11 protein-coding genes and 1 tRNA gene are annotated in these 15463 nt (G+C 44.2%); 5 read left to right on the top strand and 7 right to left on the bottom strand.

The features are described 5' to 3' along the window. Positions 1 to 108 precede the first annotated feature (108 nt). A tRNA-Arg gene (locus J5X92_RS00545) sits at positions 109 to 183 on the top strand. A 41-nt stretch (positions 184 to 224) separates the two neighbouring features. Here the strand turns inward: J5X92_RS00545 and J5X92_RS00540 are convergent. Next, positions 225 to 1301 (bottom strand): transporter substrate-binding domain-containing protein, encoded by a 1077-nt coding sequence (locus tag J5X92_RS00540; protein WP_208804197.1) that lies wholly within the window; start codon positions 1299 to 1301, stop codon positions 225 to 227. A 307-nt stretch (positions 1302 to 1608) separates the two neighbouring features. Here J5X92_RS00540 and smrA point away from each other — a divergent pair, with 307 nt between their 5' ends. Beyond that, complete coding sequence (smrA, locus tag J5X92_RS00535; RefSeq protein WP_208804196.1) at positions 1609 to 2199, top strand: DNA endonuclease SmrA; 591 nt, start codon at positions 1609 to 1611, stop codon at positions 2197 to 2199. Positions 2200 to 2290: 91 nt separating this feature from the next. On the opposite strand, the gene J5X92_RS00530 is transcribed toward smrA, so the two are convergent. Then, positions 2291 to 2431 (bottom strand): hypothetical protein, encoded by a 141-nt coding sequence (locus tag J5X92_RS00530; RefSeq protein WP_013785166.1) that lies wholly within the window; start codon positions 2429 to 2431, stop codon positions 2291 to 2293. Positions 2432 to 2667: 236 nt separating this feature from the next. After that, a complete protein-coding gene (purL, locus tag J5X92_RS00525) occupies positions 2668 to 6567 on the bottom strand; it encodes a phosphoribosylformylglycinamidine synthase (RefSeq protein WP_208804194.1) in 3900 nt (1299 codons plus the stop codon). Between the two features lie 176 nt (positions 6568 to 6743). Between purL and mltF the strand changes: the two genes are divergently transcribed. Then, positions 6744 to 8111: a membrane-bound lytic murein transglycosylase MltF gene (gene mltF / locus J5X92_RS00520; protein ID WP_013785168.1), complete on the top strand. Its 1368-nt coding sequence runs from the start codon at positions 6744 to 6746 to the stop codon at positions 8109 to 8111. Between the two features lie 292 nt (positions 8112 to 8403). Here mltF and tadA read toward each other — a convergent pair whose 3' ends face one another. Then, positions 8404 to 8946: a tRNA adenosine(34) deaminase TadA gene (gene tadA, locus J5X92_RS00515; RefSeq protein ID WP_126872023.1), complete on the bottom strand. Its 543-nt coding sequence runs from the start codon at positions 8944 to 8946 to the stop codon at positions 8404 to 8406. Between the two features lie 396 nt (positions 8947 to 9342). On the opposite strand from tadA, the gene J5X92_RS00510 reads away from it, so the two are divergent. Next, complete coding sequence (locus J5X92_RS00510) at positions 9343 to 9570, top strand: hypothetical protein (protein ID WP_126872083.1); 228 nt, start codon at positions 9343 to 9345, stop codon at positions 9568 to 9570. Positions 9571 to 9663: 93 nt separating this feature from the next. Here the strand turns inward: J5X92_RS00510 and J5X92_RS00505 are convergent, their stop codons facing one another. Next, positions 9664 to 11631 (bottom strand): cation:proton antiporter, encoded by a 1968-nt coding sequence (locus tag J5X92_RS00505; protein ID WP_013785171.1) that lies wholly within the window; start codon positions 11629 to 11631, stop codon positions 9664 to 9666. Positions 11632 to 11893: 262 nt separating this feature from the next. Between J5X92_RS00505 and J5X92_RS21350 the strand changes: the two genes are divergently transcribed. Next, a complete protein-coding gene (locus tag J5X92_RS21350) occupies positions 11894 to 12793 on the top strand; it encodes a GGDEF domain-containing protein (RefSeq protein ID WP_013785172.1) in 900 nt (299 codons plus the stop codon). Between the two features lie 331 nt (positions 12794 to 13124). Here the strand turns inward: J5X92_RS21350 and tilS are convergent, their stop codons facing one another. Continuing rightward, positions 13125 to 14438: a tRNA lysidine(34) synthetase TilS gene (gene tilS, locus J5X92_RS00495; protein ID WP_126872024.1), complete on the bottom strand. Its 1314-nt coding sequence runs from the start codon at positions 14436 to 14438 to the stop codon at positions 13125 to 13127. A gap of 31 nt (positions 14439 to 14469) precedes the next feature. Continuing rightward, positions 14470 to 15426: an acetyl-CoA carboxylase carboxyl transferase subunit alpha gene (accA, locus tag J5X92_RS00490; protein ID WP_013785174.1), complete on the bottom strand. Its 957-nt coding sequence runs from the start codon at positions 15424 to 15426 to the stop codon at positions 14470 to 14472. Positions 15427 to 15463: the final 37 nt, after the last annotated feature.

Here is a 15463-nt window from a genome sequence, read left to right as displayed (position 1 = left end):
AGCAGGTTAATTTTAAACCTATACCATGGAAACCTTCGGCACCTTATTGATTAATCAAAAGGTTTCGTATTTAACGGAACTACGTATAATAGTTCCTCACAACGTTAGGTCCCCATAGTTTAATGGATAAAACAAGGCCCTCCTAAGGCTTAGATGTTGGTTCGATTCCAGCTGGGGACGCCACTACGCTTAACCGCAATTACGGAAATTATTCCTATCTGGCACTATTTCCCAAGATAATTATCTAATATCTCTTGCCACTCGTCCGTCTCTATTACTCTAAGTAACGCGGTATTAATTTTTTCTCTTTGGGCACTGTTTTCTGGTAGTGCAATAGCATAATCCTGACGCTCAATGACTTCAGGTAAAATAAGAATACTGTCACCAAAGCTGTTTTTAGTTAAGTACTGTAAAATGGGTTTATCGTAAACCAATGCATCTAGCTTGCCTGATGCCAATTGCGACAAACCTTCTTCAACGCTTTCAAGCCGCTTAAATCCGATATTTTCTTTTTGTAAAAATGCGCTACTTGCAGAGTTAGCCAAGGTGCCCACCCGCACATTAGGTAGGTCCTCAAGCCCTTTAACACTTGAAGATAGCTGACTTACGGTAAGGCTTGTGGCAATGGCTGCGGTAAAGCTACTGATTAAAATGATGGCTGCAAACATCCAAATGAAACCGATTACCCTCCCCCCAAAGGTAACAGGGGCCTTATCGCCATACCCTACTGTGGTCATGGTCACCGCCGCCCACCAAAAGCTAGCACCAAGGCCTTGTTGCGTCGAGCCGCCAAACATCTCGGCGTTGCGCTTTCTTTCAAACAGCCACAGTAACGCACCTACCGCCAGTAGCAACCCGCACAAAGCTGATAGTGCAACTAAAAATTCCCAGCTGAAAAAACCTTTAACGGCTGACATCCACCGATTTCCTTCGCTAGGCACGGCGATAGCTAATCCCGTAGTATAAAAGGGGTGCGTAAAATCAATAACCGATTCTCGTTGCGCATTGACGGTAAGCGCAGCAACAGATGCATCAAAACGACCGCTTTCTACTCCCGCCACCAGCTCAACCAAAGAGGCTTCGGTCAACGCATAATCGGTAGCCGTTAATTCTGCAATTTGCTCCCAAAGCGCAATACTTATCCCCTCAAAAGAACCATCTTTGTTTTTGATGACAAACGGCGGCGCGACCTTCGTAGCAATCACCTGTTTTATATCATTATCATTGGTTTGCGCCATACTTGGCATCGTGACACTTAAGCAAAACACTAAGATAGTGATTATTCGACACATTGTTTTCATACTTGTCCTTGTGATTTGTTTACTTTTAAACTGCATTTAAGCCACTTTCACTAATAGTAAGCCATCGTCAAATTAGCTACGTATAAGATTCAGTCGTCAATAATTAAAAAAAACTATTTCGATTTTGGCTTTTAAAATGATGCTACTTTTAGAATAAACCCATGGTATACGAGAGTAGAATATTCAACAAACAGCCCCATATTGATTCTTAGTAAAACAGTGCTTATTTAGGTCAACGTTGAAAAGTAGTATTGGCGTAGCGAATACATTCATGAAAATAACGCTTCGCTGAGTGTGGGAGAAAACTATGACTGATTTTAAAAAAAATGATGATTTACATTCGTTCTTTAATGAGATGCAGGATGTAAAACCCATTAAACCTTCAAATAAAGCGTTATTGCATGATACAGAGAGTGCGATAGCTGAAAAAAAGAGGCGCGCAGCAAGTCAACGCAGTGAAAGGGAAAAGCTGAAAAGTCCCCTAAGTCTAGAAGGGGTAACACCTGTAAAGCCTGACGATTTCATTTTATTCCAACAACCAGGTATTCAAGATGGTGTGTTCAAAAAATTACGCATGGGTAAATACCCATTAGAAGAAACCCTTTCTTTAAGTGGCATGACGATTGAGCAAAGTAGAGATGCACTATACAAAACCATAACCGACTCACATAAACGAGGTGTGAGGGCATTATTGATTAAGCACGGCAAAGGTGAAGAGAGTAAACCTTTTCCTGCTTATAAGAAAAGTTTTGTTAATCACTGGTTGCTTGAATTAGAAGAGGTCATTGCCTACCACACGGCGCAGCCTATGCACGGCGGATTTGCAGCTACATATGTATTATTGAAGAAACACCCAGATCAGAAATTGATTAACAGAGAGAAAAATAGGAAAGGCTAATAACGCAAGATTTATAAAATGAATTGGTAAAGCTGAGTGATTAACGCCAGTATCTGAAGACAGATACTGGCGTTAGAATTTCACTTTCAGACTACTTAACTGAAGACTGCACAACTAGCGTTGAAGTAACGTCGGCAGATTTAGCTGAACTGCTGAAAACAGCAGTAACAAACATCAGCACAACCGCTATGGCTACTCCGGTTAAGCCAAACCCTTTTGATGAACGATTCATTCGTCGTCTCTTGTTATCAACACCAACAATATTTTTTGTTGGTACAACCCTTAAAACAAACTCCTGTAACCAGTCTGCAATCCCTGCATTGCACTACAATAGATCAGTGACTTATCGAAGACAAGCCCTCAGTACAAATTTTTGACACTTTGCCAATCTATTGACACGCTTCACGCTCATTTAAGTGAAAAAGTAGAGATAAGAACATCTTACCTCTACTAAGCTTAAGCGCGTTTTTATCCTACAAATCGACGAGCATTTCTAAAGATACGCATCCACGCACCATCTTCTTGCCAATCGTCTGGACGCCATGAGTTAGCCACCGCTCTAAACACACGTTCAGGGTGCGGCATCATAATAGTGCTTCGTCCATCAGCCGAGGTTAAACCTGTAATACCCTCAGGCGAACCATTCGGGTTAGCGGGGTATTGCATAGTAGGTTGGCCGTAGTTATCAACATAACGAAGTGCCACCTGCGATGCTACGGACGAAAGCGCGCTGTCGCTTGCAAACTCTGCTTGGCCTTCACCGTGTGATACAGCAATTGGCATGCGCGAACCGGCCATGTCTTGCAACAACACAGAGGCAGACTTAGTCACTTCTACCATGGCAACACGGGCTTCGAAACGTGCCGATTGGTTCGCAACAAAGTGCGGCCAATGTTCAGTGCCAGGAATAAGCGACTTTAAGTTCGACAACATTTGGCACCCGTTACATACCCCTAAACTAAAGGTACTGTTGCGGTCGAAGAAGCCAGCAAATTGATCTCGTGCAAGCTCGTTGAACAAGATTGATTTTGCCCACCCTTCACCGGCGCCAAGTACATCACCGTAAGAGAAACCACCACAAGCAGCTAAACCAGCGAAGTCATCAAGTGTGACTTTACCAGCCAAGATATCACTCATGTGTACATCAATGGCGTTAAAACCAGCACGGTTAAATGCAGCGGCCATTTCAAGATGCGAATTTACGCCCTGCTCTCGTAAAATGGCGACTTTAGGTTGTACACCTTTCGCGATATATGGCGCAGCAATATCTTCATTTACGTTGTACGTAAGCGCAGCATGTAGGCCAGGGTCAGCAGCATCTTGCTTAGCAGCATGTTCTTGTTCAGCACATACTGGGTTATCGCGAAGCTTTTGCATCGCCAAGGTGGTTTGTGCCCACGTAGTACGCATGGCTACGCGGCTATCGTTTAGCACTGCCACGTTATCACGGGTAAACTCTATAGTGTCGGTGGTATTTAACGTACCGATGTAATGACTAACATCACTTAAATCGAAAGACGCGAGTACCGCATTTACTTCCTCGATGTCTTTGTCTAATACTTGAAGTACGCCACCAAGCTCTTCGTTAAACAACACAGATAAGTCTGAACTCGCTTCTGAACCTGAAATGCCGTCTAGCGCAACACTTACACCGGTTTTACCGGCAAAGGCCATTTCGGCTACGGTAGTGAATAGTCCACCATCAGAACGGTCGTGGTAAGCTACTATCAGTTGTTTCTCAATTAGCGTCTGTACCGCATTAAAGAAGGCTTTTAAACGCTGCGCCGAAACTACATCGGCAGGTGCGTCACCTAATTGCTCGTACACTTGTGAAAGACAACTCGCGCCAAGGCGGTTCTTGCCTTCACCTAAATCGATTAGCAATAATTGGCTGTCGCCCTTATCGGTGCGAAGCTCTGGTGTCACCGTTTTACGAATATCTTTTACGGCACCGAAAGCAGAAATCACTAACGATAACGGTGATGTTACCGCTTTATCTTCGCCTTCCTCTTGCCATGCGGTTTTCATCGACATGGAGTCTTTGCCTACCGGAATGGTCAATCCCAATTCAGGGCAAAGCTCTTCACCGACGGCTTTTACCGCTTCATACAAACCAGCGTCTTCACCAGGGTGTCCTGCCGCTGCCATCCAGTTTGCTGAAAGTTTAATACGGGTTAAATCACCAATATTCGCCGCGGCAATGTTAGTTAACGCTTCACCCACGGCTAAACGCGCTGACGCACCATGAGATAATAAGGCAACAGGGGTTCTTTCACCCATCGCCATGGCTTCACCATGGTAAGTATCAAAAGCAGTGGCAGTAACCGCTACATCGGCCACAGGTACTTGCCAAGGGCCAACCATTTGGTCGCGGTTAACCAAACCTGTTACCGAGCGATCGCCAATGGTAATAAGGAAAGTTTTTTCCGCCACAGTAGGTAGCGACAATATGCGCGTTGCCGCGTCAGCTAGTGTAATGTCGCTTTCATTAAAACCTGTGGTTTCTAATGGCTTACTAGTAACGTCGCGATGCATTTTAGGCGGCTTGCCAAGTAACACATCAAGGGGCATGTCTATAGGCTGGTTATCGAATTGGCTGTCGTTTACATTCAATTCTTGTTCAGCAGTGGCTTCCCCTACTACAACGTAAGGTGCGCGTTCACGGGCGCAAATCGCCTCAAACACCGGCATGTTTTCTGGTGCTACTGACATCACGTAACGTTCTTGTGATTCGTTACACCATAATTCTAGTGGTGTCATACCTGGTTCGTCAGATAATACATTACGCAGTTCAAACTTACCGCCACGTCCGCCATCGTTAACTAATTCAGGCAGCGCGTTCGATAAACCACCCGCGCCCACATCGTGAATAAACTGGATAGGATTGTTATCACCTAACTGCCAGCACGCATCAATAACTTCTTGGCAACGACGCTCCATTTCTGGGTTTTCACGCTGTACCGAAGCAAAGTCTAAATCTTCATTTGACTGACCTGATGCCATGGAAGAAGCTGCGCCCCCACCAAGGCCAATGTTCATTGCAGGGCCGCCAAGTACGATAAGTTTGGCACCTACGGTAATTTCGCCTTTTTCAATATGCTCACGGCGAATATTACCTAAGCCACCAGCAAGCATAATAGGCTTGTGGTAACCACGTACTTCAACGCCATTAAAGCTATTCACTTCTTGCTCGTAGGTACGGAAATAACCAAGCAAATTCGGACGACCAAATTCATTATTAAATGCAGCGCCACCTAGTGGGCCATCTAGCATAATATCTAACGCGCTCACGATACGTTGTGGTTTACCGTAGTCTTTTTCCCACGGCTGTTCTAACCCTGGAATACGTAAGTTAGACACACTAAAACCACCCAAACCTGCTTTTGGCTTAGAACCACGACCGGTAGCACCTTCATCACGAATTTCACCACCTGAGCCTGTTGCCGCACCTGGGAAAGGTGAAATAGCGGTTGGGTGGTTATGGGTTTCTACCTTCATCAGAATATCGATACTCTCATGATGGTATTCATATTGATGAGTTTGTGGGTTCGGGAAGAAACGCCCTGCTTCCCATCCAGACATAACAGCAGCGTTGTCTTTATAGGCCGAATAAACATGATCGGGTAACACTTCAAATGTGTTCTTGATCATTTTGAACAAGGATTTTTCTTGCTCTTGACCGTCGATGGTCCAACTGGCGTTGAAAATCTTATGGCGGCAATGTTCAGAGTTCGCTTGCGCAAACATGTAAAGCTCTACGTCGGTAGGATTGCGCGCCAAACGCGTAAAGCTTTCGAATAAATACTCTATTTCATCATCAGCCAGTGCTAAACCAAGTTGAATATTGGCATCCACAAGCGCTTGCTTGCCATCTTCGAGTATCGCTACTGATGTAAAGGTTTTCGCCTTAGTATGTGCAAACAATACTTCTGCCGCTGCTGTATTAGGAAAAACAGTTTCCGTCATGCGATCATGCAAGTGGGCAGCAAGAAGACTATAGTCAGCATCGCTAAGCGGTTGCGCTGCTTCTATATAAAAAGCACAGCCTCGCTCTATACGATTAATCGTGTTCAGACTACAATTGTTTGCGATATCAGTTGCTTTGGTAGACCAAGGAGAGATGGTGCCTGGTCGGGGTGTTACCACGAAGAGATTGCCAGTTGGCGTTTGGGTTTGTCGGGCAGGCCCGTAGGTAAGCAGCTTTTTAAGTATTTCTAATTGCTGCTGCGAGAGTTCACCTTCTGAATCGATAAGGTGAATATATTCGCTATATAGGTTTTTCACCTTAATGCCGGATTGACCCAGCTTTGCAATCAGTTTAGTTTGGTGAAACTCTGATAGTGCGGGAGCGCCTCGAAGGACCAACATATTGCTTTACCTGGTTGTTCAGAAACAACGACCATCAATGGGACGCGTTGCCTCTGTAATTGATGAATATTTCGGCGCGGATTATAGAGGATTTATGTTCTATTGGTAACCTTCAACATAGGCTATGTTGCAGTTTTTTTTCTCAAAACCCAATTTACAACAATAAGAAAAGGTTTATGCCGTTACAACAATACAAAAAGCGATTAAAAACAACTTTTTTTATCGCATTATGCTTTTTCGCTTCAAGTTGTGGCTCTCCTACCGTTCCGAACGCTCTGTTGTCATTAATTGAGCGCGGTTCAATAAAGGTAGGCACGCTTTATGGCGCGGCGACTTATTATAATGGCGCCGAAGGTCCGCAAGGTTTTGAATATGAATTACTTGCCGGCTTTTCAGATTATGTCGGGGTAACGCTCGACTTATATCCTTTCTACAGTTACGACGCGATGCTAGAGCAACTTGCTGAAGGCAACCTAGATATTGTGGCCACAGGTGACGCGGTTACCGATGCCTTACTGATGCGCTTCACCTATGGTCCTGCATATCAAACTGTTGCGCAACACTTGGTATACCGCGCGGGCACCACACGACCTCGAGAACTTGATAGCCTTGTCGACCCTGTTGTAGCAGTGTCGGGAAGCAGTCAAGCGCAGCTACTTGCAGTATTAAACGGCGCTAGTGAATCCCTGTTAGTCACTACAGAAGATTCTGATGCCGAGGAACTGCTACAAAAAGTGGCTACAGGTGAAATTGCCTATACCCTTGCAGATAGTAACCGTCTTGCGCTGCAACGAAGACGACACCCTAATTTGGCCGTAGGCCTAACCGTACGAGAAGAAATGCCAATGGCATGGGCGCTAAACCCTGAATTAGATGATTCTATTAAAGCCGCCATTATTGAATATTTTGGTACCGTGCATCAATCAGGGTGGTTTACCGTATTAGAAGAAAAGTATTTTGGTCACATTAGGCAATTTGACTACGTAGACAGTCGTGCATTTAATCAATCCGCCGAGTCGCTGTTAAAAGATTACAAAAGTATGTTTCAGCAATATGCAGGTGATTTGGATTGGCGCCTATTAGCCGCAATGAGTTATCAAGAAAGCCACTGGGATCCTGATGCAATCTCTCGTACTGGCGTTCGCGGTTTAATGATGCTGACCATGGACACGGCTAATGACTGGGATGTTGAAGATCGTACCGACGCAGAACAAAGTATTCGCGGTGGCTCTCGCTACTTCGCCAGCTTATTAGGACGAATTCCTGCAAGAATTGGCGACCCGGATAGAACTTGGATGGCAATGGCGGCGTATAACCTTGGCCTAGGTCATTTAGAAGATGCCCGAATTCTTACAGAGCGTCAGGGCGGCAATCCAGATTTGTGGGTAGATGTAAAACAACGGCTTCCACAGCTAAGGCAAAAGAAGTACTACAGAACAACACGTTATGGGTACGCTCGGGGCGATGAAGCGCTTCAGTATGTAGACAATATTCGCCGATATTACGACAGTCTTCTTTGGCTAGATGAACAAGGAAGAATTTAGCTGGCGCCATATTGAATTTTGTCATTATGATGTCATCTAAGATAAGTAATATCGAATGTACCTAGCCTTTTCGGCTAGCTAAGGCATAAGTGCAGAAATGATGAAATGATGAAATGAAATCATGCCTTATTCAATTTCCCAATTTGTATTAACAAGGAGGGCAAAATGAAAAGAAACAAATTATTTAGGAAAGGAATAAAATTGAAAAATAATAATAGACGTAGAGTGATGCTAAAAAGAATGCATCAAAAAGTACTACAACGCCGCAAACTGTTTGTCACCAGTGAGATGTTTACTCAGTTGACCCGCAATTCTTAAGCGCCGCTTGTTTGGCTTTTTTATCTAGTTTTATCTGCGCTCGACGACGTTTAAAAAATGCTGAAATCTTATCAGCACAGTCGTCGGCCAACACCCCTGATATGACATCTACCTGATGATTGAGTGATGGATGGTTCAAAATATTCATCACTGACCCTGCCGCCCCAGTCTTAGCATCGCTGGCACCATATACCACTCGCTTAATTCTGGCGTGAACCAACATTCCTGCGCACATTGAACATGGCTCTAAAGTGACATAAAGCGTGGCATCGGTAGTACGGTAGTTTTGTAAGTGCTTTGCCGCCATTCTTACCGCATTCATTTCTGCGTGAGCGGAAGGATCGCTATCTGTGATAGGCGTATTCCACCCTTCACCTATTAATTCACCATTGTGTACAACACAAGCCCCTACCGGCACCTCTCCCATTGCTTCTGCTTTATCCGCTAGGCTAAGGGCGTGCTGCATCCACTTTGTATGCTTTACCATGCGTTTAGAGTTGTTAATTTCGTCATTCATTCGTTAATTTAACTAATTTTTTGTGAATTAGATTTTCACCAACATAATCCAATTAATAGAAATTACTATAAACAATTGATTTATAGTTAATTTATAACAATGGCAGCCATCTTGCTATCTTTGTTATAGACATACTTGCGAATTACAGAGTGATAACGTAAATACAAACTTGTCCATCGGCTTATTCTATATGAAGTAGCTCAAAAGCTTTAATGTACAGTTACGTATTTATTTACACTTTTTTCCCAAAAAGCGTATTTATAAGCGCTATAGTAACGAAAAAAGTGGGTTTAGCGTAGTCGCTTTGTAAGCTTGGCTTGTAGGAAAGAATACAATTTTTCACCTACACTGAGTGCAGAACAATTCAAAACAAACTGAAGGGAAAGTTCCATGAATATGACCGCCATTGCTATTGTTGCTATTATCGCTTGGGCTATTGTGAGCATCACAGACTCAGTAAAAACAAAAAAGTCGAATAAAGTATCTGACAAGGCATCGAAAGCTTATGAAGCCGAAATCGCATCACTCAAAGAACGGGTTTCTGTGCTTGAAAAAATTGTAACCGATGAAAAATACGACCTGAAAAAACAGTTTGCCGACTTGGAAAAAGACAAAGTTGCATAGGCTTTTTGTAAAACGCTTTTCCTAAGTGCCTTTTTGAAAGCGTGTTCGTACTTCGAATTTTTATCAGAACGGTCTAAAGCATTCTGTTGTCGGCTAGCTGCCTTCCAGTAGTTTTCTCTCAGCGCGTTCTACGCGCCGAGGTTTGCCGGCAATAACCAGCACATCATGGGGTTGCAACACAGCTTCATGGTCGGGATCTTTTACCTCGGTGCCATTTCTTCTTAATCCCCGTACACGAACCCGCATTTTGGCAAAGTCGATATCTTTAATTTTGCTTCCCATGCATGCAGCATGTTCTGAAAGCACCACAGCGTGTATGAATTCGAGTTTATCCTCAGTGCCGTAGCTAATTTCAGTCGTTTCCCCTGGGTAGAATCCATGCAAGTGATCGTAGCGTCCTTTTCGTTCCGCGCGAACACGCTTTAAGATTCGAGACATGGGCACACCGGCGTAATGCAGTACTTGAGAAATAAGCATCAAACTACCTTCTTGCAACTCGGGTACGACTTGATTTGCCCCCGCAGAATATAAACCATCTAACTGATAGTCTCGCTTAGTTCGCACCATAACATCTGCGGTGTTATCTATTTGATGGGTGCCACTAATAACTTGTTTTGCTTTATCAGGTTGGTCAAAGGTGACTAAGATAAGCTTTGCTTTTTCAACATTGGCGCTACTAAGAATGTCTTTTTTACTGGCATCGCCAAACAGCACTGGCTCACCAGCGTTCCTACTTTCATGCACACGAACTGGGTCCATATCAATCGCTATAAATGCAATGCCTTCCATCTTCAGCATGCGAGCTACCGATTGCCCCACCCTGCCAAAGCCACAAATCACAACATGGTTGGTTAAATCGTTATCCACTATTAACGTATTGTGCGCATTGTCTTCACTCTTATTGGCCACAATACGCTTTGCAAATACCAAACTGTTGTTCATTAACCAAGGCGTTAGCGCCATGCTCAATACCCCCATGCTCACAATGAGAGAAGATTGCCCAGTGGTAAGCACACCATAAGTGGTCGCCAATGCAGCAATAACGAAACTAAACTCGCCAATTTGACATAACTTAATACCCGCCGACCATGCATCCAGAGGATTAGTTTTCACAAACGCAGCGGCCATTCTTACCATAAGAATTTTGATAATCATCAGCCCAACAACGCCAAGAACAATGGTAAAGAAGTTACTCCACAGCACATTTATATCGAGCTGCATGCCAACGGTAACGAAAAACAATCCCATTAAAATATCGCGAAAGGGGCGAATATCGGCTTCAAGTTGGTATTTGTATTGGCTCTCCCCTAGCATCATTCCCGCAAGGAAAGCCCCTAGCGCCATCGATAACCCAAAGTAATAGGTTAGGCCGCCAGCCAATAGCGCGATTAAAATTGTGGTAAGAACAAAGAGCTCATCGGTGCGGGTTTTGGCTATTTCTCTAAAGACCCAAGGCAACACCCACTTGCCTACCGACATTAAAAACGCGATGACAAATATACCTTTTAACAAGGCTTCACCTAAGGCAAACGCAATGCTCACCTCGCCGCTTTGAGCAAGCAAGGGAATAGCAATAAGGAATGGAACAACGGCAAGGTCTTGAAATAGCAGAATACTAACAGCCAGCTGGGTTCTTCTGTTATTGAGAATACCCATTTCAGTTGCTTGTTTGATGACTATAGCGGTAGAGCTTAGTGCCAGCGCTCCACCAATAATAATGGAAGCTTTGATAGGTAACCCGAATAAATAAGGAATGCTGGTAAATACAGCGGTGGTCAGCAGCATTTGACCACCCCCAACGCCAAATACTAATGAGCGCATGGCCACTAGCTTTGGTAGGGAAAATTCCAGCCCTAGTGAGAAGAGCAAAAAAACGATGCCGGTTTCAGCCAGCAAATGCATTTCTTGAGGGTGAGCGAAAAGCGCAAAGAGCTGTGGGCCCGCTAATATACCTGCAAATAAATACGCTAAAATTGGCGGTAAATGGATGCGCTTAAAAATAGCCACACTACAAACGGCAATAAACATTAACGCGATCACGTTCAAAAAACCGGCACTCACTTCACATCTCCCTACCGTTAATTTGAGGCTTTAATGTTCCGCGCTGGTTAAAACTTACGCACATCTAAATTAAAATACGACTGAACATCAAAGTATTACAGCAGCCCTAGCGACCCTACATTTTTAATAGCCTATATCGCAAAGCAATATTGCAGGAATTGGCATTAAGCTTGCTAATACCTACTAACAAATTAGCATAAGCGGCAAATTTTGACACTTTCCACTTATGTATATTTTTCCGTATTGCTAAAGGGGCATTTCCGTGGATTTCTCTACTACTATCTACGATAGCACACAACATGACAATTTTTATCCTCCTGCTAGCACGGGTCAGGCGTTATCTGCCAGTGAAATAACCTCCTTCATCAGCGAGATTTTGTCTACGTTGGAATTGGAAAAGCTTGGTGAAATTTACTTTCGCCAATTGAATGGTTTTTTCTCATTGACCGGTTTAAGCTTATCGGATTTAGACACCCGTTGGGTATACGGAAATGCCAAACTATCGTCAACACTTGTGGCGATACCATTGCCAGGTGTTACCTCTCAGGAAGGTAAACCCGCAACTGCGCATTATTATTTCGCAGTACCGCTTTCCCTTTCTGAACGTAATGCACTAGAGCAACTTCATGAACTATTTGCTAAACAAGTCGCTCAAGCACAATCTTTTTTACGCCTACACCAGATGACGACTAAAGACGTGCTAACTGGCTTGGGGAATCGCTCAGGCTTCGATCAGGCACTAATACGTCAGTTAGGATGGGCTCAGCGTCACGAGGAAGGCTTTTCATTGCTTGTCATAGACTTAGATAATTTCAAATCGGTTAATGACAGCCACGGTCACCGAGAAGGTGATAACGTTTTAGTCCATGTAGCGTCTCAGTTACAACAAGTACTAAGAGATGAAGATGAAGCATTTCGATTTGGTGGCGACGAGTTCTGCTGCCTTTTAGATTGCCAAACACAATTTCAGTTAGAATGTGCCGCATCGCGTATTCAGCTTAGTATCAACCAATCAAGTTACTTAAGACGCATGAATGTATCGTGCAGTTTAGGTGGCGCTATTTACCGTGAGGGTGACGATACCGGTAAGCTTTTTGACCGCGCCGATGCTGCGTTATACAAAGTGAAGCAATCTGGTAAAAATAACTACTTAGCCGCTTAAGCCACGGGGGTCGTATACCCCGTTAATGACGCTTATTGCGCGTTCGATGAAAACGATAGTAGCAGTCATAGCGAGGGCGATGTTCATAGCGGGGCGATGTTAGTGTTAGCACCCTGCAAAAAACTACGGCAAGTACCTCATCGGAATATTGGTAGCTAATTGAGTGTTTATTGCGGCAGAGGCTGCATGCGTTTTAACATATATTAGCTATAACAAATATATCTAAGCAAATAAGCGTGTTTTGGCACGGTGGTTATTTAATAAATTCACATCTTTGCCCACTGGCAAATATTTGCCGACTCTGCCACCTTATTACTCACGAATATAGACTTTAGTCTATATTCACTAGTTCAACGGTTATTGTCGATGGCATGGTGTTCAAAGTAACAACTTTCTGATTTACGACCAACGCAACCACCTCATCATCTAAAAAGAGTAGAGGCACTTCGGCTCTCTCCCACGTAGGGACTTTCCATTGCTTAAACCAATCTTTAAGTAACTTCGATACCTGTGCACTTTTGGGTTTTACGCGAAGCCCCTTCACGCCAGTTTTAATCATTACTGCGCCCAATGCGTTATGGACCACCCTTAATGTTAGTGGTTCTCTCAACCAATACAGTTCGGTGTCGACACTATCTGTTATGTCCATGGCTTGCGGTACTTGAGTGTTGCGCTTTGATAGCCAGTATAGGTCATTATTGAACCTGGCGAGCTTGCCCCAAGAAAACGACACTTCTGGCGCAGCATCTTGTTTCGCCATTAGCATATTTTCTATTTGCATTAGTTGCGCTTGAGAGGGAAGCAACGCTGATTGTTTTGAAAACCATTGGCGCAATACGGCTCGTTGCCAGTTTTTAGATAAGGTAAGCAGCTCTGCGCCTTTTAACTGAGTATCTGTCACTAAGCACTGACTAAGATATATTTCAGCCTGCTCTGTTACTAAGGCCGTTTGCTCTGCACATAGCTGGGCACTTCTTAGTGCAGTATTGGATAATTGAGGCCATCGCTCAGATAACGCAGGGATAATCTGATTGCGGAGGAAATTACGATCGTAGCGATCATCGGCATTTGACTCATCATTGACCCACTGCAAATCAAGGCGATTCGCGGCATCAACAATATCGCTTTTCTGAAGTGCTAACATGGGACGAAGGGTAAGTACCCCATTTCGCCATTGTTGCGCTCCCATGCCTGACAACCCTTGTGGCCCCGCACCGCGCTTTAACTGCAACAGTACAGTTTCTAGTTGATCTTCAGCGTGTTGTCCTAATAAGAGTACCCCATTGTGGGTATGGCAAAACTCATGAAGCACTTTATAGCGTGCATCTCTGGCTTCAGCTTCAAGACTCTTACGAGCGCCATTATCAACGGCAACGTGGTAATGCGTAAGCGGAATCGATAATTTGTCGCATTCAGATTGGCAGTGGCGTAACCACGTATCGGCATTATTGCTCAACCCATGATGTATATGAACGGCATGCACTGGTGTAGAAGTTTGCTTGCGAAAGACATGCAAGGCGTGAAGTAATAAAGAGGAGTCCACCCCTCCGCTGTAAGCAACAACGAGAAGAGGTGGCGCTCTAAATGAAGTATCAGCAAGTGCTGCGGTGATAGACTCGCAGATGTGATTTACAATCTCACTCACTTGCTAGGCTCATTCTACTCGCTTCGTTTAACTAGCAGTAGCCGAAAGACATAAGGCGTTGATAACGCTCTTCCATCAAGTCGGCGGTATCTAAGCTCTTAAGTTGACTTAATTGCTGTTTAAGCACGGCTTTTAAGTTCGCAGCCATACTAGTATGGTCTCGGTGAGCGCCGCCTAACGGCTCTTCAACAATACTATTAATTAAGCCAAGCTCTTTAATCTGGCCTGCACTTACGCCCATTGCTTCTGCGGCTAATGGTGCTTTTTCTGCACTTTTCCACAAAATTGACGCACAACCTTCCGGCGAAATAACCGAGTACGTGGAATACTGAAGCATATTCACACGATCACCCACACCTATCGCTAAAGCACCACCAGAACCACCTTCACCAATAACGGTACAAATGATGGGCACCGTAAGTTCTGCCATTTCAAACAGATTTTTCGCGATAGCCTCACTTTGACCGCGCTCTTCAGCGCCCACACCTGGGTAAGCCCCGGGGGTATCGATGAAAGTAATAATTGGTAAATTGAAACGCTCTGCCATTTTCATCAAACGGAGTGCTTTACGATAACCTTCAGGTTTAGGCATACCAAAGTTACGTTTAATTTTTTCGTTGGTGTCGCGCCCTTTTTGATGCCCAATCACCATCACAGGTTGCCCATCTAACATAGCTGGGCCGCCAAGAATGGCTTTGTCGTCAGCGAAAGCTCTATCACCCGCTAATTCATCGAAGTCGGTAAAAATACGCGGAATGTAATCTAGCGTATAAGGGCGCATAGGGTGACGGGCCAGTTGTGATACTTGCCACGCGCCTAAGTCAGAAAAAATCTTTTTTGTTAGCTCTGCGCTTTTACCACGCAGCTTGTTAATATCTTCTTCAATACCAACATCGAATTCACCGCCTTGATTTACTAACCTAAGCTCTTCAATTTTTGCTTCTAATTCGGCTATCGGCTGTTCAAAGTCCAAAAACTGTATACTCATTGTATGTCCTATTCGTACTGCGCTTGTCAATGCCAAC

It is taken from the genome of Alteromonas sp. K632G (assembly GCF_017653625.1).
Lineage (GTDB): Bacteria > Pseudomonadota > Gammaproteobacteria > Enterobacterales > Alteromonadaceae > Alteromonas > Alteromonas naphthalenivorans.
Note: the sequence above shows the minus strand (reverse complement) of the source record. Positions and strands in the feature narration are given on the sequence as shown.